This is a genomic window from Roseomonas sp. TF40, assembly GCF_057219975.1.
Genome location: NZ_JBXVVR010000006.1, coordinates 162,535 through 187,098 on the forward strand (window position 1 = coordinate 162,535; position 24,564 = coordinate 187,098).

The following is a 24,564-nucleotide window of genomic DNA, read 5'->3' on the forward strand; positions in this document are numbered from 1 at the left end:
CACACAATCGGCACTTGCCTAATGTTAAATGTCGAACTATTTTGTTCGATGTCGAACATATGGAGCCGATGATGCCCCTCTCCCGCCGCCTCTTCCTACGCGCCACCGGCACCGCCGGCCTGGCCCTGACCACGACGGCCCAGGGCCAGAGCGTCACCGCGGCGCAGCATCCGGACCCGCGCATCCGCGCCCTGGCCTGGGCGGTGCTCGCGCCCAACCCGCACAACCGCCAGCCCTGGATCGCGGAGCTGCCGCGCGCCGCGCCCGACACCGTGGTGCTGCGCTGCGACCTCACCCGCCTGTTGCCCGTGACCGATCCCTTCGACCGGCAGATCACCATCGGGCTGGGCTGCTTCGCCGAGTTGTTCCGCCTCGCCACCGCGGCCGAGGGGCTGCGCGCGACGATCACGCCCTTCCCTGAGGGCGAGCCCGGTACGCGGCTCGACAGCCGGCCGATCGCGCTGATGCGCATCGCCCCCGGCGGCGCGCCCGACCCGCTCTTCGCCCATGCCGCCGCGCGGCGCTCGGTGAAGCGGCCCTTCGACATGGCCCGGCCCGTGCCGGTCGAGGCCTTCCACGCGCTCGCCGCCGCGGCCGGGCCGGGCGTGCGCTTCGGCGGCACGGCGGCGCCCGCGCGCGTCGCCGCCATCCGGGATCTCGCCTGGCGCGCCTGGGAGATCGAGGCCGCAACGCCGGCCGCGCATCAGGAGAGCGTGGACCTCATGCGTCTGGGCCGCGCGGCCGTGGCGGCGCAGCCGGATGGCATCAGCATCTATGGGCCCGGGCTCGACCAGGCGGTCGCTGCGGGGCAGATTACGCCTGAAGCGATGCTTCCCGGCCGCCCCGGCTACGCCCTGATGGTGGAACGCTATCGAACCATGCTGGAGGCCACGCCCGCCTATGTTTGGCTTGCCACACCCGGCAACACCCGCAGCGAGGCGCTCGCCGCCGGGCGGGACTGGCTGCGCGTGAACCTCGCCGCCACCGGGCTCGGCCTGTCGCTGCACCCGGTGAGCCAGGCCTTGCAGGAGTTTCCCGAGATGGCCGGCCCCTATCGCGAGGCGCAGGCCCTGCTGGGCGAGGGCGGCACCACGCAGATGCTCGGGCGCCTCGGCTATGGCCCGGCCGTGCCGCCGACGCCGCGCTGGCCGGTCGAGACCCGTCTTCGCCCGGCATGAAGGATCCGCCGCTCTTCGCCCTGCTGAACGAGGTGGCGATCATCGAGCACCTTGCGCGCAACCGGCTGGAACGCGCCCTGCCGGATGGGCTGCGCGCCTCCCACTTCGTCGTGCTCAACCACCTCACGCGGCTGGGCGACGGGCGCAGCCTCGCGCGCATCGCCCGGGCCGTGCAGGTCGAGCGCCCGGCGATGACCAACACCATCCAGAAGCTCGAGGCGCGCGGCCTGGTGCGCACCGAGCCCGACCCGCAGGACGGGCGCGGCAAGCGGGTATTCCTGACCGAGGCCGGGCGGGCGGCGCGCGCCATGGCGGTGGCGGCGGCGGAGGCCGCGATCAAGCCCATCGCCGCGGACATCACCCCGGCCGAGATCGAAGCGGCGATGCCCCTGCTGCGGCGGCTGCGTGCCGTGCTCGACGCGGCGCGCGACAATGAGGCTTAGGGCCTGCGGACAGTTGGGGCCGGGATGCGGCCGGCGAGGGATTTTTTGCGCTGGGAAGGCGGACAGCGGAGCCGATGGCTATCCATCGGCGAGCATGGCCAACGCACCCAGCGCAAAAAAGCGCCGCCGGATGCGCCCGTAAACCAATTGTCCACAGGCCCTAGGGCTACCCGCGCAGCACCCGCGCCAGATTCACCAGGATCGAGGCCGTGGCGCCCCAGATCAGGTGTTCCTCATGCGGCCAGACCCAGAATTCGCGCATCCGCCCGCGATGCTCCGCCCGGCGGCGCTGCGGGGCCGAGGGGTCCAGCACGACGGCGAGCGGCAATTCGAACACCGCCGCGACCTCGCCCGGATCGGGCGTGACCTGCACCGGCCCGTCGAGGAAGCCGATCACCGGCGTCACGCGATAGCCCGTCCCGGTCAGGTGTTCCGGCAGCGCGCCGGTGAGGGTGGTGAGGGCCGGGTCGAGCCCCACCTCTTCCGCCGCCTCGCGCAGCGCGGCCTGCTCGGGGCTTTCGCCGGGCTCCATCCGCCCCCCCGGGAAGGCCACCTGCCCGGCATGGGACGACAGGCGCGGCGAGCGCAGCGTCAGCAGCACGCTCGGGCCGGCCGGCTGCCAGATGATCGGCACCAGCACCGCCGCCGCCACGAGGCGGCCCGACGCCGCCGCGGCCTCGGCATCGTCGGAGAGGGTCGGCACCGCGCGGGCCAGCGCGGCGGGGTCGGCCAGCCGCGCCGCGATCTCCTGCCGCCCCAGCCTCACTCGGCCGCCTGGCGCTGCGCGGCGGGCACCTCGTCGATCGGGAAGAACACGCCCTCGGACCAGACGCCGAGCAGGGCCTTGCCATCGACCGTCTCGGGCTCGGCCAGGGCGACGAGTTCGTAGAAGACGGCGCGGTTGATGCGCGCCTCCAGCCCCGGGCGGACGGTGATGTAGGGGCGCGGCTCACGCGATTTGGGGTCGATCACCACGCGAATCGGGTGCTGCGCGTCGGCCGTCACCATTTCGTCGAGGTTGGTGCGGAAGGTCAGGCATTGCCGCGGCTCGGGATTGGGGGAGAAGGGGTCGGCGCAATTGCGCCACCACATCTCGACGGCGACGAAGGGCGCGTCATCCACCTCGATCCGCCCGCGCTCGACCGGGGTTTCCAGCCAGTAGCTGCCATCCGCCTCGCGCTTGAGCACCGAGGCGAAGAGGCAGACCAGTTCCTTCCGCCCGATCGGGCTGCCGCGATAGTGCCAGGTGCCGTCGCGGGCGATGCGCATGGAGAAATGGCCGCATTCCGGGACCAGCCGGGGCATCCCGCCCCCCGCGCCCTGCCTGGGGCGACGGGTCGCCCCTGGCATGGAGAGGCCGGGCACCGCCATGCCCTGGACCGTCTTTTCCGCTTGGCCTTCGCTCATCGCCACTGCACCCATCGATCCTGCGGGCAGGAAGTTCCCCGCTGTTCGGACATGCCCAGGCTCCCCAGCCCGACACCCGGCCGCTGCCCGGAACCCGTTGCGCGAAATATCGCATCGCAGCAACGCGACAGTGGCGCGACGGGTGGGCGAAGTGCATCCTCGCCCCATATCCGTGGCACGCATATAGGGAGCCCGACCCGCATGGTTGAAGTAGCGGATGCCCTCGAAGCTGAAACTCTGGTGCGGGAAGCTGAATCCCTCGCCCAGCGCCTGGGTCGTGTCCGCGAAGGGGTGGGTCGCGTCATCTTCGGCCAGGAGACGGTGGTGGAGCGCACGCTCATCACCCTGCTCTCGGGTGGCCATGTGCTGCTGGTCGGCGTGCCCGGCCTGGGCAAGACCAAGCTGGTGGAAACCCTCGGCACGGTGCTCGGGCTGGATGCCAAGCGGGTGCAGTTCACGCCAGACCTGATGCCCTCTGACATCCTGGGCTCGGAAGTGCTGGAAGAGGACGCGCATGGCCGGCGCGCCTTCCGCTTCATCAAGGGCCCGATCTTCGGCCAGTTGCTGATGGCGGACGAGATCAACCGCGCCAGCCCGCGCACCCAATCGGCGCTGCTGCAGGCGATGCAGGAGCACAAGGTGGCGATCGCCGGCGAGATCCACCCCCTGCCCGCGCCCTTCCATGTGCTGGCAACGCAGAACCCGATCGAGCAGGAAGGCACCTATCCGCTGCCCGAAGCCCAGCTCGATCGCTTCCTGCTCGAGATCGATGTCAGCTACCCCGACCTCGCCGCCGAGCGCGCCATGCTGCTGGCCACCACCGGCGCGAAAGAGGCCAAGGCCCAGCCGGCGATGAGCGCCGCCGAGCTGATCGCCGCCCAGGGCCTGATCCGCCGCCTGCCAGTGGGCGAGCAGGTGCTGGAGGCGATCCTCAAGCTGGTCCGTTCCGCCCGGCCCGAGACCACCGAACTGGAGGAAGTGCGCCGCAACCTCGCCTACGGCCCGGGCCCGCGCGCGGCGCAGGCGCTGATGCTCGCCACCCGCGCGCGCGCCGTGCTCGAGGGGCGGCTCGCCCCCAGCGTGGAGGATGTGCTGGCCCTTGCCGAGCCCGTGCTGCGGCACCGCATGGCGCTGAACTTCTCGGCGCGGGCGGATGGCGTGCGGCTGTCGGAGATCATCGATGTGCTGAAGGCGCAGCTTGGCTGACCCGGCCCCCCAGAAGACCGGCCCGCGCGACCCGGCGCGGCGGGCCGCCCAGGTCACCATCCCCTGGGCCGAGCAGATCGGCGCCCGGCTTCCGCCCCTGCTGGTGGAGGCCGAGCGCGTGGCCGCCACCGTGATGCCCGGCGTCCATGGCCGCCGCCGCGCCGGGCCGGGTGAGGCCTTCTGGCAATTCCGCCCCTACGTGGCTGGCGATACCCGCATCGATTGGCGCCAATCCGCCAAATCCGACCGGCTCTTCGTGCGCGAGACGGAATGGGAGGCCGCGCAGACCGTGGCCCTGTGGTGCGCCACCGGACCCGGCATGGCCTGGCGCTCCAGCCCCAACCTGCCGGCGAAATCCCTGCGGGCGACGCTGCTGCTGCTGGCGCTCTCCTCATTGCTGCTGCGCGGGGGAGAGCGCGTGCGGCTGTTCGGCCTGCCGCGCCCCTATGCCGGGCGCAGCGCCCTTCCCGCCGTGGCCGAGGGGCTGGGCCAGATGGCCGCCGAGCCGGTGGATGCGCGCCTCGCCCGACATGCCCGCGCCGTGCTTCTGGGCGATTTCTGGGCGCCGCTTGAGGAAACCCGCCGCGCCATCGGGCTGCTGGCGCAGCAAGGGGTACGCGGCCACCTGCTGCAGGTCACCGACCCGGCGGAGGAATCGCTGCCCTATACGGGGCGGATCCGCTTCGAGGAGGTCGCCGGCACGGCGCTTGCGGCGCTGGTCCCGCGCGTCGAGTCGGTGCGCGAGGTCTATGCCGAGCGCGTGGCGCGCCACCGGGCGGGGCTGGCGGCCCTGGCCCAGGCCGCAGGCTGGAGCTTCGCCGTGCATCACACCGACCAACCCCCGGAAGTTGCGCTGCTGGCGCTGCACCAGATCCTGGCACCCGGCTGATGCTCGCGATCGGCTCTCTCTCCTTCGCCGCGCCCTGGCTGCTCCTGGCGCTGCCGCTGCTGCCGCTGCTGTGGTGGCTGCTGCGGGTCACGCCGCCCGCCCCCAGGCGCCAGAGCTTTCCGGCCATCGGCCTGCTCGCCGACCTGCCGGCGCCGGAAGAGACGCCCTCGCGCACGCCCTGGTGGCTGTTGGCACTGCGCCTCGCCGCGGCGGCGTTGATCATCATCGGTCTGGCGCGGCCTGTCTGGGGGCCCAGTGCCGGCACGGGCGGCCAGGGGCCCCTGCTCATCGTCCTTGATGATGGCTGGGCCGCCGCCGCCGATTGGCCGGACCGGATCGCCGCCGCCGAGGCCGCGCTTGATGCCGCCGCGCGCGAAGACCGTCGCACCGCGCTGCTGCTGACCGCCGCCCCGGCATTGGCCGATGCGCCGCGCATGACCGGCCTGATGCCCGCCCAGGAATTGCGCGCGCGCCTCGCCGCGCTGCGGCCCAAGCCCTGGGCGCCGGACCGCGCCGCGGCGCTCGAGGCGCTGGCCGCCTGGCGGGCCCAGCATCCGGGGGGGTTCGGGGCGCTCTATGTGGCCGATGGGCTGGAGCATAGTCCCGGCGAGGATGGCTCGGGCAACGCCTTCACCCCGCTTGCCGAGGCGCTGGCCGCGGGCGGCGCCCTGACGCTTGCACGCAGCGAGGGCCGACCCACCCGCCTGCTGCCGCCACCGCGCGCCGAGGCCGATCGGCTGCTGCTGACCCTGCGCACCACCCCCCTGCCCGTGCCGAGCGAAGCCGTGGTGTTGGCGCGCACCGGCGATGGCCGCACGCTGGATCGCGCCGTCATCGCCATCCCCGCCGGGGCGCGAGAGGCGGGGGTCGCGATGCCCCTGCCCATCGAGTTGCGCAACCAGGTGGTCCGGCTGGACCTGGAGGGGGTGGTCGGCGCGAACGCCACCGTGCTGCTGGATGAACGCTTCCGCCGCCGGCCCGTGGGGCTGATCGCGGGCGGCGAGGAAGCGGCCGCCGACGTGCCGCTGATCGGCGAACTCTTCTACCTCGACCGTGCGCTGTCCCCCCATGCCGAGATCCGGCGCGGCCCGGTGGAAGCCCTGCTGGCTCGCAGCCTCTCGGTGCTGGTGCTGGCGGATCGCCCCGTCGCCGAGGGCCGCGAGCGGGAAGCCCTGGCGCGCTGGGTGGAAGCGGGCGGCACGCTGGTGCGCTTCGCCGGCGCTCGGGTGGCGGAGGCGCCGGACCCGCTGCTGCCCGTGCCGCTGCGCGCGGGCGAGCGCCAGATCGGCGGCGCGCTGTCCTGGGAGCGGCCGCAGACGCTGGCCCCCTTCCCGGAAGGCTCGCCCTTCCAGGGCCTGCTGCCACCGCCCGAGGTGACGGTCGAACGGCAGGTGCTGGCCGAGCCCTCGGCCCGGCTGACCGGGCGGACCTGGGCCCGGCTGTCGGACGGCACGCCGCTCGTGACCTTCGAGAATCGCGGCGCCGGGCGGATCGTGCTCTTCCACGTCACCGCCAATGCCGAGTGGTCGAACCTGCCGCTCTCGGGCCTGTTCGTGGACATGCTGCGCCGGCTGGTTGCGCTTTCCGTCGGCGTGACCGGGGCGGAGGGCGAAGCCCCGCTGGCCCCCTTCGAGACACTCGACGGCTTCGGCCGGCTTGGCCCGCCCGCCCCCGGCGCGCAGCCGATCGGCGCGGCGCGGATCGAGAGCGAGGTGCCCTCTCCGCGCCATCCGCCTGGCTGGTACGGCAGCGGTTCCTCCGGCGAGGCGGCGCATCGGCGCGCGCTGAACCTGGGTGCGGGGGTGCCGGCGCCGCGCGTGATGACCGCGCCACCCGCCTCGGCGCAGTTGACCGGCATCGGCGGCGTGCCGGCCGAGCGCGACCTCGGCCCCTGGCTGCTGGCCGGCGCCCTGGTGTTGCTGGCGATGGACCTGCTGGCCTCGCTGTGGCTTCGCGGCGCGCTGGGCCGCGCGACCATCAGCGCGCGCGCGGCGGTGGTCCTCCTGGCGCTTGGCCTCGGCCTGCCGGCGCAGGGGCAAGGGCTGGAGGGGGCGGCGGCAATCGCGACGCGCCTCGGCTATGTCGTCACCGGCGATCCGCAGGTGGATGAGATCAGCCGCACGGGCCTCATCGGCCTGTCGGATTTCGTCAATCGCCGCACCGCGGCGGCTCTCGCCGAACCGATCGCGGTGACGCCGGGCGCCGACGACCTCTCCTTCTTTCCGCTGCTCTACTGGCCGGTTCTGCCGGACGCGCAGCCGCCCTCCGCCGCCGCGGCCGCGGCGCTGAACGGCTTCATGCGCCAGGGCGGCATCATCCTGTTCGACACGCGCGACGAAGGTTCGGGCGAGGGCTATGCGCCCGGCGCCCGCGCCGCCCTGCGCCGCGTCACGCGCGACCTCTCCGTGCCGCCGCTGATGCCGGTGCCGGAAGAGCATGTCCTGAAGCGTGCCTTCTACCTGCTGCAAGATCTGCCCGGTCGCTTCGTCGGCGGCACGGTCTGGGTGGCACGCGAGCAGGACCGGGCAAATGACAGCGTGAGCCCGGTGATCATCGGCGGCCATGACTGGGCGGCGGCCTGGGCGATCGATGCCCGCGGCAACAACCCCTATGCGGCGATCCCCGGCGGGGCGCGGCAGCGCGTGCTCGCCTATCGCTTCGGCACCAACCTCGTGATGTACGCGCTCACCGGCAACTACAAGGGCGACCAGGTGCATGTGCCGGCCATCCTGGAGAGGTTGGGCAATTGAACGCTTCCCGGGTTCGGGCCGCAAAGCGGCCCCGCGCACAGACCGCCCTCGCGCAGCAGCGCATCAGCGCGTCGCGTCGGGGGCGAGCCTTCGGCACGACGGCGCGCAAGGCAAGCGCGCGGGGCGCGCGCCCGCCGCTTGAGGGCATGACATGAGACAGGCCTTCGCCGGTATCGACTTCGCACCCGTCATCCCGCTGTGGCTGCTGCTCGGCCTGGGCGCGCTGGCGATCCTGGCGCTGCTGCCGGCCCTGGTGCGGGTCGCGCGCGACGCCGATGGCACAAGGCGGCTGATCCGCCCGGCGCGCGGGGCGCTCTTGCGCGGCGCCGCCTTCGCGGTGCTGCTGCTGGCACTCGCCAATCCGCGCCTGGTCGAGGAAACGCGCGAGACGCGGCCGGACATCGCCCTGCTGCTGGTCGATCGCAGCGCCTCCGCCATGCTCGGCCCGCGCGAGGCACAGATCACCGCGGCGCGCGAGCAACTCGAGGCCCGCGCGCGGCGCCTGCCGGAACTGGAACTGCGGACGGTCGAGGCGCCGGAGGGCGGCAACCAGGGCACGCGGCTGCACGCCGCGCTCGAACGCGCGCTGGCCGACATTCCCCGCGCGCGCCTCGCCGGCGTGATCGCGCTGAGCGACGGGCAGGTGCATGACATGCCCGCAGCACCCGCCCTGGATGCGCCCTTCCACCTGCTGCTGCCTGGTCGGCCGGGCGAGGTGGATCGCCGCATCCGCGTGGTCGAGGCGCCGGGCTTCGGCATCGTCGGCCGCCCTGTCGAGCTGCGCGTGGTGGTCGAGGATCTCGGCGCGCCAGCCAGCCCGGGCGGAGCCGGGGCGGCGCGGCTGACCATCCGGCGCGATGGCCAGGCACCGCGTGTCGAGAGCGTGCCCGTGGGGCGTGAGCACCGCATCGTCGTGCCGATCGAGCGCGGCGGGCAGACGGTGGTGGAACTCACCGCCGAAACCCGGCCCGGCGAGGTCAGTGACCTCAACAACCGTGCCGTGGTGTCGATCAACGGGGTACGGGACCGGTTGCGCGTGCTGCTGGTGAGCGGCGAGCCCCATGCCGGCCAACGCACCTGGCGCCGGCTGCTGAAGGCCGACCCGAATGTCGATCTCGTCCACTTCACCATTCTTCGCCCGCCGGAGAAGGATGACCTGACGCCCCTGCAGGAACTCGCCCTGATCGCCTTCCCGGTGCGCGAGCTGTTCCAGGTGAAGCTGCGCGAGTTCGACCTGATCATCTTCGACCGCTTCGGCAATCGCGGCCTGCTGCCGCCGGTCTATCTGCGCAACATCGCCGACTACGTGCGCGGCGGCGGGGCGCTGCTGCTCTCCGTCGGGCCGGAATTCGTCGGTCCCACCAGCCTAGCTGCCACACCGCTTGGCCAGATCCTGCCGGCGCGCCCGCCGACCGGCGCGCAGGCGGCGCAGACCGGGCTGATCGAACAGCCCTTCCGCCCCCTGGTCACCGAGATGGGCGCCCGCCATCCGGTGACGGAGAACCTGCCCGGCGCCAATACCTGGAACGCCGGCGGCGGGCCGCTCGCCGATGCCAGCTGGGGCCGGTGGTACCGCGCCATGCGCGCCGAGCCACGGGCTGGCGCCACGCTGATGCAAGGGCCGGGCGGCGTGCCGTTGATGCAACTCGACCGCGTCGGGGAAGGCCGGGTGGCGCTGCTGCTGTCCGATCAGATCTGGCTCTGGTCGCGCGCCCATGATGGCGGCGGGCCGCAGCAGGAATTGCTCCGCCGGATCGCGCATTGGGCGATGAAGGAGCCCGAGCTGGAGGAAGAGGACCTCACCGCGCGGATCGAGCACGGCCAGCTCAGCGCCGTCCGCCGCAGCATCGAGGCCGGGCCGGCGCCCGAGATCACCGTCACCGCCCCCGACGGCTCGATCACCCGCCACCGGCCCGAGCCGCGCGGGGGACGCGCCGTGGTCGAGATGGCGGCGACCCAGGCCGGTGTCTGGCAGGTCGCGGATGGCCGCCGCACCGCCTTCGCCGCCGCCGAGGCGCCCAATCCCCTGGAGGTTGCCGATCTGCGCGCCGATGCCGGCCCCCTGGCCCCGCTCGTCGCCGCCAGCGCCGGCGGGCTGCGCTGGCTCGGCAGTGAAGCGGTGCCGGCCGTGCCGGAATTGCGCCGGGTCGCGGCAGGTCGCGATTCGCATGGCGGTGCGACGCCGGGGCCGGGCTGGATCGGGCTGCGCCGCAATGCCGACCATACGGTGACCGGCATCACCGCGCTCCCGCTGCTCCCGCCCTGGGCGGCACTGCCGCTGATCCTGGGGCTGGCGCTGCTGGCCTGGCGCCGGGAGGGACGCTGAGAGCCCTTCCGGCCCATCGCCGTTCGGCCTAGTTTCCGGGCATGAAGACCCTGCCCCGCCTGCTTACCCTCGCGGCCTTCCTGGCGCTCCCGATCGCCGAGGCCGCCGCGCAATCCGGCACCCCCGGCATGATCCGGCCGAACCAGCAGGCGCGCCCGCAAGCCGGCCCGGCGCCGGCGCTGCCCGGGCTTGCCACGCGTTCGGCGCCCGCGCCGATCGATGCGGATCCCTCGGCCAACCTCTCGCCCAATGAGGCCCTGTTCGATGCGGTGAACCGCGGCGACCTTGCCGCGGCGCGCGACGCCGTCTCGCGCGGGGCCAATCTGCAGTCGCGCAATGCGCTCGGCCTCACCGCCCTGGATGCGGCGGTGGATCAGGGGCGGAATGAAATCGCCTTCTTCCTGCTCTCCGCCCGCGAGGCCGGGCGGCCGCTGCCTGCGGATGCACCGACGGCGCTGGTGCGGCCCTCCCCGGCCACGCCGGCCTCCCGCCCGCAGCCCCGCCAGCTTTCGGCGCCGCCGGCCCCCCAGGCCCCCCGGACGGCACGGCTCTGGGCCGGCGATGGGGGTGCGCCCCGACCGGAGATCGGCTTCCTCGGCTTCGATGCGGGCCGGCCGGCGGGCAGCCAGCCGCCTGGCGGGGCGCGGGGCGGGCGCGGCTGAAGGGCTGGCGACTCTTTCGCCAGACATAAACATATCCTTATGACTTAGCGGCGCCTCTTGGCCTGCGCGTCAGCCCGTGCTACCCGCCGGGCCATTGCACGTCAGGATCAAGAGAGCACCATGTCCAGCACCGCTGCCGCCGACTACATCGTCAAGGACATCTCCCTCGCCGGCTGGGGCCGCAAGGAGATCAACATGGCCGAGGACGAGATGCCCGGCCTGATGGCGGTGCGGGCCGAATACGGTGCCAGCCAGCCGCTGAAGGGGGCGCGCATCGCGGGCTGCCTGCACATGACGATCCAGACCGCCGTGCTGATCGAGACGCTCAAGCATCTGGGCGCCGATGTCCGCTGGTCGTCGTGCAACATCTTCTCGACCCAGGACCATGCCGCGGCCGCCATCGCCGCCGCCGGCACCCCGGTCTTCGCCATCAAGGGCGAGACGCTGGTGGACTACTGGGACTATGTGCAGAAGACCCTGGAATGGGCCGATGGCGGCACGCCCAACGTCCTGCTCGACGATGGCGGCGACATGACGCTGCTGGTGCATTACGGCCTGCGCGCCGAGCAGGGCGACACCGCCTTCCTCGAGAAGCCGACCAATGAGGAAGAAGAGGTCTTCTTCGCGCTGATCAAGAAGCTGGTGAAGACCAAGCCCGGCTGGTTCGCCGAACTCGCCAAGAACATCGTCGGCGTGTCGGAAGAGACGACCACGGGCGTGCACCGCCTCTACGTGATGGCGAAGGAGGGCAAGCTGCTCTTCCCGGCCATCAACGTGAATGACAGCGTCACCAAGTCGAAGTTCGACAACCTCTATGGCTGCCGCGAATCGCTGGTGGATGCGATCCGCCGCGGCACCGACGTGATGATGGCCGGCAAGATCGCGATGGTCGCGGGCTTCGGCGATGTGGGCAAGGGTTCGGCCGCTTCGCTGCGCAACGCCGGCTGCCGGGTCATGGTCTCCGAGGTCGATCCGATCTGCGCGCTGCAGGCGGCGATGGAAGGCTACCAGGTGGTGACCATGGAGGAGGCCGCCCCGGTCGCCGACATCTTCGTCACCGCCACCGGCAATGTGGACGTCATCACCGCCGACCACATGCGCGCGATGAAGCACCGGGCGATCGTGTGCAACATCGGCCACTTCGACAGCGAGATCCAGGTCGCGGCGCTGCGCAACTACAAGTGGGACAATGTGAAGCCGCAGGTGGACGAGATCGAGTTCCCGACCGGCAAGCGCATCATCCTGCTCTCCGAGGGCCGCCTGGTGAACCTCGGCAACGCCACGGGCCACCCCTCCTTCGTGATGTCGGCGTCCTTCACCAACCAGACGCTGGCGCAGATCGAGCTGTGGGCGAACCCCGGCAAGTACGAGAAGAAGGTCTATGTGCTGCCCAAGCACCTGGACGAGAAGGTGGCCGCGCTTCACCTGGCCAAGGTCGGCGCGAAGCTGACCAAGCTCAGCCCGCAGCAGGCCGGCTATATCGGCGTGCCGGAGCAGGGCCCCTTCAAGGCCGAGCAGTACCGCTACTGAGACGGGAGGGGGCTTGCGCCCCCTTCACCGGCCCTCCCCTCCCCCTTGGTCGGGGGAGGGCACGAGCCTTCGGCCTTGCCGCCGGCCGGCTCCCCCCGCATCATCGAGCGCAAGCGAACCAGCTAGGGTGCCTTCGGGATGTGGGTCTGGATTCTGATTGTCGGCATCTTCCTCTACCTGATGGCCAAGAGCCTGGGGGATGGCCTGTCCGCCACCTCCTCCCGCCCGCTTGCCTTCCTGGCGGCGCTGACCGATGGCGTGGCCATGGTCTGCATGGCGGCCGGCCTGTTCGGCCTGCTGATGGCGCTGGTCCTGGGCGTCTTCGCCAATTACGGGCCGCGCCTGGTGGGCGCCAGCCTCTACAGCATGCTGGTCTGGTGCGGCGTGCTGATGCTGACCTCGCTGGTTTTCCTTGTCATCGGCTCCCTGCTGCGCCGCGCGGCCAGTCGCTACGCGCTGGCGCCGATGCAGACCCGCGGCGGGCATTGACGCCGCACCGCCTTGCCGGAGGCGCCGGGCGGGAGTAGGAACCGGGCCGGGTGTGCACCGCACACTTGAAAAACCGCAATACCGCCACTAGGCCCGTCAAAGCCTGGGGCAAGGTCGAGGACCGTTTCATGGCCCGCAAGAAAATTGCGCTCATCGGCGCCGGCAATATCGGGGGCACGCTCGCCCATCTGATCGGGCTGAAGGAGCTCGGCGACGTCGTCATGTTCGACGTTTTCCCGGGCGTGGCCGCCGGCAAGGCGCTGGATATCATGCAGTCCGGGCCGGTGGATGGCTTCGACAGCCACATGGTCGGGACCGGCGACTACAGCGCCATCGCGGGCAGCGATGTCGTGATCGTCACCGCCGGCTTCCCCCGCATGCCGGGCATGAGCCGCGACGATTTGCTGACCAAGAATGCCGGTGTGATCGGCCAGGTGGCCGAGGGCATCAAGACCCATTGCCCGAACGCCTTCGTCATCTGCATCACCAATCCGCTCGATGTCATGGTGTGGGTGCTGCAGCAGCGCTCTGGCCTGCCGGCGCACAAGGTGGTGGGCATGGCCGGCGTGCTGGACAGCGCGCGCTTCCGCCTGTTCCTGGCGCAGGAATTCGGCGTCTCGGTGGAAGATGTGACGGCCTTCGTGCTGGGCGGGCATGGCGACACGATGGTGCCGCTGACGCGCTACTCCACGGTGGCCGGCGTGCCGGTGCCGGACCTGATCAAGATGGGCTGGACGACGCAGGAGAAGATCGACGCGATCGTGACGCGCACCGCCAATGGCGGCGGCGAGATCGTGAAGCTGCTGGAGAAGGGCAGCGCCTTCTACGCGCCCGCCGCCTCGGCGATCGCGATGGCCGAGAGCTACCTGCTCGACAAGAAGCGCGTGCTGCCCTGCGCCGTGATGCTGAACGGTGAATACGGGCAGAACGATTTCTACGTCGGCGTGCCGGTGGTGATCGGCGCTGGTGGCGTGGAACGCATCATGGAGGTGCAGTTCACCGAGGCCGAGAAGGCCGCCTTCGACAAATCCTGCGACGCGGTGAAGAAGCTCATCGAGGATTTCAAGAAGCTCGGCGTCTGAACGCGCGCGCGTAACCCTTGCTGGAGCCCAGCGGATGAACATCCATGAATACCAGGCCAAGGAGCTGCTGCGCCGCTACGGCGTGACGGTGCTCGATGGCCATGTCGCCTGGACTGCCGAGGAAGCCGTGGCGGGTGCCGCCAAGCTTCCTGGGCCGGTCTATGTGGTGAAGTCGCAGATCCATGCCGGCGGCCGCGGCGCCGGGCGCTTCGCCAATGACCCGAACGGCAAGGGCGGCGTGCGTGTGGTGAAGTCGCTGGACGACGTGAAGGCCGCGGCCGAGGCGATGATCGGCAAGGTGCTCGTCACCAAGCAGACCGGCGAGGCCGGCAAGCTCGTCTCGCGCGTCTATGTCGAGGATGGCTGCGACATCAAGCGCGAGCTCTATCTGGGCCTGCTGGTGGACCGCGAGACCTCGCGCGTCACCATCATGGCCTCGACCGAGGGCGGCATGGAGATCGAGGAGGTGGCGCACAACCACCCCGAGAAGATCCTGAAGGTGGCGATCGACCCGGCCTCGGGCATCTCCGGCTTCCATGCGCGCAAGCTGGCCTACGCCCTTGGCCTCGAGGGCAAGCAGGTGGCGAGCTTCCAGAAGTTCGTGACCGCGCTCTACGGCGCCTTCCTCGAGCTCGATTGCGGCATCGTCGAGATCAACCCGCTGGTCGTGACCGGCAAGGGCGAGATCGTGGCGCTGGACGCCAAGGTGTCCTTCGACGACAGCGCGCTGTTCCGCCACAAGGACCTCGAGGCGCTGCGCGACGACAGCGAGATGGACCCCAAGGAGCTCGACGCGGTCAAGAACGACCTGAACTATGTCGCGCTCGACGGCGAGATCGGCTGCATGGTGAACGGCGCGGGTCTGGCCATGGCCACGATGGACATCATCAAGCTCTACGGCTCCTCGCCGGCGAACTTCCTCGATGTCGGCGGCACGGCGAATGCGGCGCGCGTGACCGAGGCGTTCCGGATCATCACCTCCGACGCCAACGTCAAGGCGATCCTGGTCAACATCTTCGGCGGCATCGCGAAGTGCGACATGATCGCCAACGGCATCGTCGAGGCCTCGAAGAACCTCTCGCTCAGCGTGCCGCTGGTCGTGCGGCTCGAGGGCACGAATGTCGAGCTCGGCAAGAAGATCCTGGCCGAGTCGGGGCTCGCGATCATCGCGGCCGACAATCTTGCGGACGCGGCCCAGAAGGTTGTCGCCGCGGTCAAGGGGCACTGACATGGCCGTTCTGATCGACGCCTCGACGCGCGTCATGACCCAGGGCTTCACCGGCGCCCAGGGCACCTTCCATGCCTCCCAGGGCATCGCCTACGGCTCCACCTATGTCGGCGGCACGACGCCCGGCAAGGGCGGGACCATGCATCCCGAGCTCAACCTGCCGGTGTTCAACACGGTGGCCGAATGCGTGGCGGCCACCGGCGCCAACGCCTCGGTCATCTACGTGCCCGCCCCCTTCGCGGCGGATGCCATCCTCGAGGCGATCGACGCCGAACTGCCGCTCATCATCTGCATCACCGAGGGCATTCCCGTGCTCGACATGGTAAAGGTGAAGCGCGCGCTGGATGGCTCGAAGTCGCGCCTGGTGGGGCCGAACTGCCCGGGCGTGATCACGCCAGACGCCTGCAAGATCGGCATCATGCCGGGCCATATCCACCGGCGCGGCTCGGTGGGCATCGTCAGCCGCTCCGGCACCTTGACCTATGAGGCTGTGGCGCAGACCACGGCGGCGGGGCTGGGCCAGTCCACCTGCGTCGGCATCGGCGGCGACCCGGTGAAGGGCATGGACTTCATCGACGTGCTCGAGATGTTCCTCAAGGACCCGGAGACGGAGTCGATCATCATGATCGGCGAGATCGGCGGGCAGTCCGAGGTGATCGGCGCGGAATACCTGGCGGCGAACAATTTCGGCCCCGGCAAGCCGAACAAGCCCGTGGTCGGCTTCATCGCCGGCGCCACGGCGCCCCCGGGCCGCCGCATGGGCCATGCGGGCGCGGTGATCTCGGGCGGCAAGGACACGGCCGAGGCCAAGATGGCGGCGATGAAGGCCGCGGGCATCCATGTCGCCGACAGCCCCTCCTCGCTGGGCTCGACGATGGTGAAGGCGCTGCGCAAATAGGGCGGCGCGCGCAGGGCGGCGCCCCGCAGGGGGGCCTGCCCTGGCGGCTTCGGGCGGGCTATGTTGCGCGCCTGAACGAAGGTTGAGGACGCAGCGGCGCCGGCCCCAGGGCCGAGAATGCCGCGCACGGAGAAAAAAGATGGCCGGAGTGGATATCCTCGCGAGTGCGATGTCGGGCGGGAATGCCGCCTACCTCGCCGACCTCTACGCCCGCTGGGTGGAGAAGCCGGACAGCGTCGATGCCTCCTTCGCAGACCTCTTCGGCGCCCTGAACGATGAGGCCCGCGCCGTGCTGACGGACGCCTCGGGCGCCTCCTGGGCGCCGCGCCAGCGGGGCGGCTTCGGCCCCGATCCCGAGCCCCCGCCCGCCCCGAAGAAGGGCGAGAAGCCGGCTGCCGCACCGGCCGCGCCGGCCGGCATCGACAAGGCGGCAGCCCAGCGCGCCGTGCTCGATTCCATCCGCGCGCTGATGCTGATCCGCAGCTACCGCGTGCGTGGCCATCTGGAGGCGCAGCTCGACCCGCTCGGCCTGCAGAAGCCCAAGCCCCATGCCGAGCTAACGCCCGCCACCTACGGCTTCACCGAGGCCGACATGGATCGGCCGATCTTCCTGGACTACGTGCTGGGTCGCGAATACGCGACGCTGCGCGAGATCCTGCAGATCTGCCGCGCCAGCTATTGCGGCTCGATCGGCGTCGAATTCATGCACATCCAGGATCCGGACCAGAAGTCCTGGATCCAGCGCCGCATCGAGGGCGCGCCCTGGATCGGCAGCTTCGCCGCGGAGGAGAAGCGCAAGATCCTCGGCCAGCTGACCGAGGCCGAGGGCTTCGAGTCCTTCTGCGCGAAGAAGTATTCCACCACCAAGCGCTTCGGCCTTGAGGGTGGCGAGAGCACCATCCCCGCCATCCAGTCGGTCATCGAGGTCGCCGCCGCCAAGGGCGTGGGCGAGATCAGCATCGGCATGGCGCATCGCGGGCGCCTCAACGTGCTCGTGAACGTGGTGAAGAAGCCCTACACGGCCGTCTTCAGCGAGTTCAAGGGCACCTCCGCCAACCCCGAGGACGTGCAGGGCTCGGGCGATGTGAAGTATCACCTGGGCACCTCGACCGACATCGAGATCAGCGGCCGCATGGTGCATCTCTCCCTGCAGCCGAACCCCTCGCATCTCGAGGCGGTGGACCCCGTGGTGGTGGGCAAGGTGCGCGCCCGCCAGGACATGGCCGGCGACACCAAGGGCCGGCGCTCGGTGCTCGGCATCCTGCTGCATGGCGACGCGGCCTTCGCCGGCCAGGGCCTGGTCTATGAGACGCTGGCGATGAGCCAGCTGATCGGCTACCGCACCGGCGGCACCATCCACATCGTCACGAACAACCAGATCGGCTTCACCACCGTGCCGGTGCACGCCTATTCGGGCCTGTACTGCACCGACGTGGCGAAGAGCATCCAGGTGCCGATCCTGCACGTGAACGGCGACGACCCCGAGGCGGTGGTCTTCTGCGCGAAGATGGCGGCCGAGTTCCGCATGGAATTCGGCGCGGATTTCGTGCTCGACATCGTCTGCTACCGCCGCCACGGCCACAACGAGACCGACGAGCCCGCCTTCACCCAGCCGATCATGTATGGCCGGATCAAGGAGATGAAGACCACGCGCACGCTCTACGCGGAGCGCCTGGCCAAGGAAGGCAGCGTCCCGGCGGACGAATCGAAGGCCATGCTCGACGCCTTCCAGTCGCAGCTCGAGGAAGCCTTCCAGGCGGCCCAGAGCTTCAAGCCGAACAAGGCGGATTGGCTCGAAGGCCATTGGTCGGGCCTCAAGGCCGTGGCCTCCGGCGAGGAGGTGGAGCGGCTGCACGAAACGGCCGTGGGCCTCGATGCGCTGCGCGAGGTCGGTGCCGCCCTGTCGCGCGTGCCGGCGGATTTCGGCGCCAACCCGAAGATCCTGCGCCAGATCGAGGCGAAGAAGCAGGCGCTGGAATCCGGCGAAGGCATCGACTGGGCCACCGGCGAGGCGCTCGCCTTCGGCACGCTGCTGCTGGAAGGCCATCGCGTGCGCCTGTCGGGCGAGGATGTGCAGCGTGGCACCTTCAGCCACCGCCACGCGCATCTGGTGGACCAGACGACGCAGGCCGAATACGTGCCGCTCAACAACATCCGCGCCGGGCAGCCGCGCTTCGAGGCCTTCAACTCGCTGCTGAGCGAGATGGGCGTGCTCGGCTTCGAATATGGCTACACCCTGGCCGATCCGCGCACGCTGGTGCTGTGGGAGGCGCAGTTCGGCGACTTCGCGAATGGCGCGCAGGTCATCATCGACCAGTTCATCGCCAGCGGCGAGACGAAGTGGCTGCGCATGTCCGGCCTCGTGATGCTGCTGCCGCATGGCTATGAGGGCCAGGGGCCGGAGCATTCCTCCGCCCGGCTCGAGCGCTATCTGCAGCTCTGCGCCGAGCGCAACATGCGCGTGGGCAACCTGACCACGCCGGCGAACTACTTCCACGCGCTGCGCCGCCAGCTCAAGGCGAACTACCGCAAGCCGCTGGTGCTGATGACGCCGAAATCGCTGCTGCGGCACAAGCTCGCGGTCTCCTCCCTGGCGGAGTTCGGCCCGGGCAGCGCCTTCCAGTACGTGATCCCGGAGATCGACGCGATCGCCGCGCCCGAGGCGGTGAAGCGCGTCGTGCTCTGCACGGGCAAGGTCTATTACGACCTGCTCGCCGAGCGGCGCGAGAAGGGCATCAAGGATGTCGCCCTGGTGCGCATGGAACAGATCTATCCCTTCCCGAAGATGAGCCTGACGAAGGCGCTTTCGCCCTACACCAACGCCGAGGTGGTGTGGTGCCAGGAAGAGCCCGAGAATATGGGCGCCTGGACCTTCCTCGACCGTCGGATCGAAGGCGTGCTGCGGGAGATCGGGGGTAAGGCGCAGCGTCCGCGCTATGTGGGCCGCGAGGAAGCAGCGAGCCCGGCGACCGGCCTCGCGAAGGTGCATCAACAGCAGCAGGAAGCCCTGGTGCGCAACGCGCTCGGCCTCGGCTGAGCGGCGCGACAGGCAAAAGGCGAAGAACATGACCGACATCGTCGTCCCCCCGCTCGGGGAAAGCGTGGCCAGCGCGACCATCGCGCGCTGGCTGAAGAAGGTGGGTGAGGCCGTGGCGGCGGATGAGCCGCTGGTCGAGCTGGAAACCGACAAGGTGACGGTCGAGGTGAACGCATCGACGGCCGGCGTGCTGGCTTCCATCGCCGCCGCCGAGGGCGCCGAGGTGGGTCCCGGCGCCGTGCTGGGCGAGATCACGGCCGGTGGCGCTGCGGCAGCCCCCAAGGCTGCCGCGCCGAAGGCGGCACCCGCCCCGGCCCCGGCTGCGCCCGCCCCCGCGGCGGCACCCGCGCCCGCCGCTGCCGGCCTGCCCAACGGCCCCGCCGCGACCAAGGCGATGGCCGATGCCGGCATCTCGCCCGCGGCCATCGGCGCCGGCACCGGCAAGGATGGGCGCGTGACGAAGGGCGATGTGCTCGCCTTCCTCAGCAAGCCCGCGCCGGCTGCCGCCCCGGCCGCCGCCCCCAAGGCGCCGCGCGCCCTGGAAGGGGGCGAGGAGCGCGTGAAGATGACGCGCCTGCGCCAGACCATCGCGCGCCGGCTGAAGGAGGCGCAGAACACCGCCGCCATGCTCACCACCTTCAACGAGGTGGATATGGGCGCGGCGATGGCCCTGCGCGCCGAATACAAGGATGTCTTCGAGAAGAAGCACGGCGTGAAGCTCGGCTTCATGTCCTTCTTCGTGAAGGCCTGCGTCGCCGCGCTGAAGGAGTTCCCCGCCGTCAACGCCGAGATCGACGGCGACGACGTGGTCTACAAGAACTTCGTCCACATGGGCATCGCGGTGGGCGGGCCCTCAGGCCTGGTCGTGCCGGTGCTGAAGCACGCAGACGACATGTCCTTCGCCGGCATCGAGAAGGCGATCGCGGGCTTCGGCAAGAAGGCCCGCGACGGCGCCCTGAAGCTGGATGAGCTGACGGGCGGCAGCTTCACCATCACCAATGGCGGCATCTACGGCTCGCTGATGTCCACGCCGATCCTCAACCCGCCGCAATCGGGCATCCTGGGCATGCACAAGATCCAGGAACGGCCGATGGCGGTGGGCGGCAAGGTCGAGATCCGCCCGATGATGTACATCGCGCTGAGCTACGACCACCGCATCGTGGACGGCAAGGAGGCGGTGAGCTTCCTGGTCCGCGTGAAGGAAAGCATCGAGGATCCGCGCCGGCTGATGCTGGACCTCTGATCCCCCCTTCCGGGCCGTTGCACTTCTGCCATCATGGGCAGCGTTCTTCCTGAGCGCTGCCCATGCTGATTCTGGCCTTCGGATTCCTCGCCATCTGCGCCGCGCTCGAATACCGATCGCGCGAGGAACCGCTGCTGCGGCCCGATCCCCGCAGCGACCGCAATTGGCGCTATATCGGCACCGCGAGTGGCGTGATCGCCGGCTTCGGGCCGCTGGTGGTCATGGCCCGGGTCGGGCTGGCGGAGGGGGCGGCCGCCTATCTGCTCGGCGCGGTCTTCGCCTTCCTGGCCGGCTTCGCCCCGGCGCGCTGGTGGCCGATGATCTCGCCGGCGGCAGGGGTTTTCGGGCTTGGCCTGCTGATCGGCGCCACGCTGCGATAACGACCTCCCCGGAAGATTCCGCTTCCCTTTTGCGCGCTCCGCGCCTAAACGCTCGCCCCGCGCCGGAAATCGTTCCGGCGCGTGATGTGTGTGTCCCGATGCTGCCGAACGCGCCCCGCGCTGTCGTCGCCCGCGACCTGACCGGCCAGACACGGCCGGGACAGAACGCGTTCGCACGACCGGCAAGCTTCAAAGCCCCGGTCCAACCGACCCTCGCCTGACACCCACGGCGCGACAGCGCCTTTTTCCTGAACGACTGACTTCCCGGAGTACCCCTATGCGTCTGCCCGACCCGCTGGAGGCGCGCGCGCGCGCCCTGGCCCTTGCCGCTGGCCAGGATCCCGATGCGCGCATCCCCAACCCGGCCAAGCCTGAGAAGACCATGCCCGTCTGGACAGGCTTCCGCGACGCCGCGCGTGCAGCGGCCCAGGCCGAGGCGCAGGCGCGCCTGGGCATCGTCCTCGGCGGGGGTGCCAGCGACGCGCCGCTGCACGTCTTCGGCGAGCACGCGCCCGCCACCCTCGAGCAGATGCGCAACTGCATGAAGGTCGGCGCCGCGGTGGCCGGCACGCTCTGCGCGGATGGGCATCTCGGCTATGCCCAGCCGGTGGGGGGTGTCATCGCCTATGCCGGGCAGATCAGCATCAGCGGCGTCGGCTTCGACATCGCCTGCGGCAACATGGCCGTGCGGCTGGATACGCCCGCCGCGGCGGTGAAGGACCGCGCGGCGACCCTCCTGGCCGACATCCGTGCCGCCGTGTCCTTCGGCATGGGCCGCACCAATGCCGAGCGCGTCGAGCATGACCTGTTCGACGACGACGACGCCTGGCATGCCGCCGACATGGCGGATTACCGCCAGAAGGCGGCCGCCCAGCTCGGCACGGTCGGCAGCGGCAACCACTATGTCGACCTGTTCGAGGATGAGGCCGGCTTCGTCTGGATCGGCGTGCATTTCGGCAGCCGCGGCCTGGGGCATACCGCCGCCACGCGCTACCTGAAGGCCGCCGGTGGCCAGGAAGGCATGCATGTGCCGCCGACCGTGGTGGAGGCAGAGGGCGAGCTCGGCACGCGCTACATCGCGGCGATGGAGCTGGCCGGGCGCTACGCCTATGCCGGGCGCGAATGGGTGGTGGAACGCGTGCGGGCGATCATCGGCGGCCATGTCACCGATTGCGTGCACAACCACCACAACTTCGCCTGGCGCGAGACGCATGGCGGGCAGGATCTCTGGGTGGTGCGCAAGGGCGCCACACCCGCCTTCCCCGGCCAGCGCGGCTTCGTCGGCGGCTCGATGGGCGACGACGCGGTGATCCTGGAAGGGGTGGAGAGCGAGGCCGCACGCGCCTCGCTCTACTCCACGATCCATGGCGCCGGGCGCGTCTTCGGCCGGCGGGAGGCGCTGCGCCGCTTCACGCGCGAGCAGATGGAGGCATGGCTGCGCGATCGCGGCGTGGTGGTCTCGGGCGGTGACCTCGATGAAAGCCCGATGGCCTATCGCCGCCTGCCGGAGGTGCTGGCGGCCCAGGGCGATACGGTGCGCGTGCTGCACCGCCTGCGTCCCTTCGCCGTCGCCATGGCGGGGCCGGGCGAGTTCGATCCCTTCAAGGATTGATATCCAATCCCACGGATCGTGGCCGATCCGGCCTCGGTCGCCGGCGCGCGCTCCGCGCGCTTGGCTGCGCCGCACTGGCGGCGGGCGCCATTCGGCGCCTCGGCCGGCTGCGCCGGCCGCAGGTTCCGATCAATGGGATTTGGTATGATCAGGCCCGGGGGCGGGTGGCGGTTCAGGCCGCCACCCGCTCCCGCAGCGGCAGCATCACGGCGGTGAGCCATTCGCTCGGCGGCAGGCTACGCGGGTCGTTGAGGTAGTCCTCGCGCGGGGGCTGGTCGGCGGGCTCCTCGCCGCTGCCCGGCAGCCACTCCCGGTACAGCCAGGTGTAGGCGGGCTCGAGCTCGGCATAGGGGCCCTTGAAGACCAGCACGGCGACCCGCGTGGCCGGCAGGTCGCGGATGCTGACCCCGTCGCTCGCCTGCACCTCGGGCCCCACGGTGAAGCCGGCCTCCGAGCGCAGCTCGGCCTCGGCCACGGTGACGGGATCGTCGTGATAGAGGGCGATGAAGCGGGTCTCCTCCCTCACCAGCCCGCGGGCCGCCCCCCAGGCCATCAGGCGATCGAAGACGGTGCCGATCTGCGCATAGGCGCCGCGATGCGGCAGGGTGGCGAGGCGCAGCGCGGGTTCCTCGCGGATCTGGACAGCGAACATGGCGGTTTCCTCCTCGGTGCGGGTGGGTGGGGGCAAAGGCGCGCCGATGCCCCCCGCATCGCGATAGGTCGCGGGCGGCAGGCCATAGGCTGCGCGAAACGCGCGGGTGAAGGCGGCCGCGCTGCCATAGCCGCAGGCGCGGGCCACCGCCGCCACGCCGATTCCGCCGCGCGCCAGCAGGGCGGCGGCACGCGACAGCCGCTCGCGCGCCAGGGTCTCGGCCGGGGTCTCGCCGGTGAGTTCCCGGTAGAGGCGGTGGAAATGAAAGGGGCTGAAGGCGGCGGCCTCGGCCATCGCCTCCAGGCTCGGCGGGCGCTGCGGGTCGGCCGCGATCAGCGCCATGGCGCGGGCGATGCGGCGACCATAGTCGAGCCGCGTGGCTGGCTTCAGGCGGCGATGGGGTGCGTTCTCCATGCGCGCATCATGGCGCAACCCGGCTTGATCGCGCTTGCGCAGTTCAGCCCACCGCAAGCATGGCGGCGGCCAGGTCCTCCCCGGCCCAGCCGACGGATTTGAACAGGGTCACCTCCTCCGGGCTCGTGCGGCCGGGATGCGTCCCGCGGCAGAGATCGGCGAGGTCGGCCACGACATGGGCCTCGGTGATCGCGCCCTCGGCGATGGCCCGCACCACGTCGCCCGCCTCCGCCAGGCCGCCGGCGCGCGTGTCCACCACCAGGGTGGCGCGGGCGATGAGGGCCGAATCGCTCTCGCGCATCGTGGGACGGAAGGCCCCGACGAGGTCGATATGCGTGCCCGGATCCACATCGGCCCCGCGGATCAGCGGCGCCTCGGACAGGGTGGCGGCGCTGACGATGTCGAAGCCGCGCGGGTCGGGGCTCGCGGCCACCACCGCGGGCACGCCATGCGCCCGCAGGCGCGCGACCAGCGCGCCCGCCTGCTCGGGCCGGCGCGACCAGATCGCGACCTCATCAAGCGCGAATCGATCCGCCCAGGCCTCGGCCAGCGCCCCAGCCACCCGCCCCGCCCCGAGCACCAGCAGGCGGCGGCTCTCGGGCCGCGCGAGGAAACGGCCCGCCAGGGTGCTCGCCGCGGCGGTGCGGCGATCCGTCAGCTCCCCGCCATCGAGCAGGGCGACGGGCTGGCCGGTCTGCCCATCCGACAGCAGATAGACGGCCTGCACGGCGGGCAGGCCAAGCGCGCCATTTCCGGGCAGCACATGCACGATCTTCACGCCCGTATAGCGGGGCGTCGCGGCCGCCCCGCTCCAGGCTGGCATGAGGAGCAACATGCCATCCCCCCTCTCATCGCCCTGCGGCAGGGCGTGGCGATGACGCAGCGGCGCCTCGCAGCCCTGGCGGAACATGGCAGCCAGCGCCCCTTCCAGCGCCCCCCAGGGCAGGGCCGCACGCACCGCCTCCGCATTGACGAACCGCATCCGATTCCCTTCCCCTGATGAGGCCGCGACAGCCTTACGCGTTGATCCCGGCGCAAGGCTGGCGCAGCATCAGGCATCGGGGAAGCTCCGGGGGGCCCTTCCAAGAAAGGACGCCTCCCGGCACAACGGGTCGATCCAGGCTGGCATTCTGTCCGC

At 71.0% G+C, this 24,564-nt stretch carries 20 protein-coding genes; 16 read left to right on the forward strand and 4 right to left on the reverse strand.

The window, feature by feature from the left end; all coding sequences use genetic code 11:
- Positions 1-71 precede the first annotated feature (71 nt).
- Positions 72-1,178, forward strand: a complete 1,107-nt coding sequence (locus AC2D9U_RS17605; RefSeq protein ID WP_484751479.1) for an Acg family FMN-binding oxidoreductase — start codon at positions 72-74, stop codon at positions 1,176-1,178.
- Complete coding sequence (locus AC2D9U_RS17610) at positions 1,175-1,621, forward strand: MarR family winged helix-turn-helix transcriptional regulator (RefSeq protein ID WP_484751481.1); 447 nt, start codon at positions 1,175-1,177, stop codon at positions 1,619-1,621. Before AC2D9U_RS17605 ends, AC2D9U_RS17610 begins: the two co-directional genes overlap by 4 nt.
- Before the next feature lie 166 nt (positions 1,622-1,787).
- Here AC2D9U_RS17610 and AC2D9U_RS17615 read toward each other — a convergent pair whose 3' ends face one another.
- Together AC2D9U_RS17615 and AC2D9U_RS17620 are read right to left on the reverse strand one after the other, a co-directional pair.
- Complete coding sequence (locus AC2D9U_RS17615; RefSeq protein WP_484751483.1) at positions 1,788-2,387, reverse strand: CoA pyrophosphatase; 600 nt, start codon at positions 2,385-2,387, stop codon at positions 1,788-1,790.
- On the reverse strand, positions 2,384-2,926 hold the full coding sequence (locus AC2D9U_RS17620; protein ID WP_484751485.1) for a DUF1285 domain-containing protein: 543 nt from the start codon (positions 2,924-2,926) through the stop codon (positions 2,384-2,386). The genes AC2D9U_RS17615 and AC2D9U_RS17620 overlap by 4 nt, the downstream gene beginning before the upstream one ends.
- 303 nt (positions 2,927-3,229) lie before the next feature.
- Here AC2D9U_RS17620 and AC2D9U_RS17625 point away from each other — a divergent pair, with 303 nt between their 5' ends.
- The 14 genes from AC2D9U_RS17625 to AC2D9U_RS17690 all read left to right on the forward strand — a co-directional run bounded on the left by AC2D9U_RS17625 (position 3,230) and on the right by AC2D9U_RS17690 (position 22,360).
- A complete protein-coding gene (locus AC2D9U_RS17625) occupies positions 3,230-4,234 on the forward strand; it encodes an AAA family ATPase (protein ID WP_484751487.1) in 1,005 nt (334 codons plus the stop codon).
- The gene (locus tag AC2D9U_RS17630; protein ID WP_484751489.1) at positions 4,227-5,123 is read left to right on the forward strand and encodes a DUF58 domain-containing protein; all 897 of its coding nucleotides are present in this window, start codon (positions 4,227-4,229) and stop codon (positions 5,121-5,123) included. Before AC2D9U_RS17625 ends, AC2D9U_RS17630 begins: the two co-directional genes overlap by 8 nt.
- Positions 5,123-7,873, forward strand: coding sequence for a DUF4159 domain-containing protein (locus tag AC2D9U_RS17635; RefSeq protein ID WP_484751491.1), 2,751 nt, complete (start codon positions 5,123-5,125; stop codon positions 7,871-7,873). Before AC2D9U_RS17630 ends, AC2D9U_RS17635 begins: the two co-directional genes overlap by 1 nt.
- A 151-nt stretch (positions 7,874-8,024) precedes the next feature.
- Positions 8,025-10,199 (forward strand): hypothetical protein, encoded by a 2,175-nt coding sequence (locus AC2D9U_RS17640; protein ID WP_484751493.1) that lies wholly within the window; start codon positions 8,025-8,027, stop codon positions 10,197-10,199.
- Positions 10,200-10,240: 41 nt separating this feature from the next.
- Positions 10,241-10,861: an ankyrin repeat domain-containing protein gene (locus AC2D9U_RS17645; protein WP_484751496.1), complete on the forward strand. Its 621-nt coding sequence runs from the start codon at positions 10,241-10,243 to the stop codon at positions 10,859-10,861.
- A gap of 120 nt (positions 10,862-10,981) precedes the next feature.
- Positions 10,982-12,391: an adenosylhomocysteinase gene (ahcY, locus tag AC2D9U_RS17650; RefSeq protein WP_484751499.1), complete on the forward strand. Its 1,410-nt coding sequence runs from the start codon at positions 10,982-10,984 to the stop codon at positions 12,389-12,391.
- A gap of 138 nt (positions 12,392-12,529) precedes the next feature.
- Positions 12,530-12,880, forward strand: coding sequence for a hypothetical protein (locus tag AC2D9U_RS17655; protein ID WP_484751501.1), 351 nt, complete (start codon positions 12,530-12,532; stop codon positions 12,878-12,880).
- Between the two features lie 128 nt (positions 12,881-13,008).
- The gene (mdh, locus tag AC2D9U_RS17660) at positions 13,009-13,962 is read left to right on the forward strand and encodes a malate dehydrogenase (RefSeq protein WP_484751503.1); all 954 of its coding nucleotides are present in this window, start codon (positions 13,009-13,011) and stop codon (positions 13,960-13,962) included.
- Between the two features lie 34 nt (positions 13,963-13,996).
- A complete protein-coding gene (gene sucC, locus AC2D9U_RS17665; RefSeq protein WP_484751506.1) occupies positions 13,997-15,190 on the forward strand; it encodes an ADP-forming succinate--CoA ligase subunit beta in 1,194 nt (397 codons plus the stop codon).
- Between the two features lies 1 nt (position 15,191).
- Entirely contained in the window at positions 15,192-16,088 is an 897-nt protein-coding gene (sucD, locus tag AC2D9U_RS17670; protein WP_484751508.1) for a succinate--CoA ligase subunit alpha, read from the forward strand.
- Positions 16,089-16,227: 139 nt separating this feature from the next.
- Entirely contained in the window at positions 16,228-19,125 is a 2,898-nt protein-coding gene (locus AC2D9U_RS17675) for a 2-oxoglutarate dehydrogenase E1 component (protein WP_484751510.1), read from the forward strand.
- Positions 19,126-19,153: 28 nt separating this feature from the next.
- Entirely contained in the window at positions 19,154-20,368 is a 1,215-nt protein-coding gene (odhB, locus tag AC2D9U_RS17680) for a 2-oxoglutarate dehydrogenase complex dihydrolipoyllysine-residue succinyltransferase (protein ID WP_484751512.1), read from the forward strand.
- Positions 20,369-20,430: 62 nt separating this feature from the next.
- Complete coding sequence (locus AC2D9U_RS17685) at positions 20,431-20,748, forward strand: hypothetical protein (RefSeq protein WP_484751514.1); 318 nt, start codon at positions 20,431-20,433, stop codon at positions 20,746-20,748.
- A gap of 277 nt (positions 20,749-21,025) precedes the next feature.
- Positions 21,026-22,360: an RtcB family protein gene (locus tag AC2D9U_RS17690; RefSeq protein WP_484751516.1), complete on the forward strand. Its 1,335-nt coding sequence runs from the start codon at positions 21,026-21,028 to the stop codon at positions 22,358-22,360.
- A gap of 172 nt (positions 22,361-22,532) precedes the next feature.
- Here the strand turns inward: AC2D9U_RS17690 and AC2D9U_RS17695 are convergent, their stop codons facing one another.
- Both AC2D9U_RS17695 and lhpI read right to left on the reverse strand, forming a co-directional pair.
- Complete coding sequence (locus AC2D9U_RS17695; RefSeq protein WP_484751518.1) at positions 22,533-23,426, reverse strand: AraC family transcriptional regulator; 894 nt, start codon at positions 23,424-23,426, stop codon at positions 22,533-22,535.
- 43 nt (positions 23,427-23,469) lie between these two features.
- A complete protein-coding gene (gene lhpI, locus AC2D9U_RS17700) occupies positions 23,470-24,408 on the reverse strand; it encodes a bifunctional Delta(1)-pyrroline-2-carboxylate/Delta(1)-piperideine-2-carboxylate reductase (protein WP_484751520.1) in 939 nt (312 codons plus the stop codon).
- Positions 24,409-24,564 lie beyond the last annotated feature (156 nt).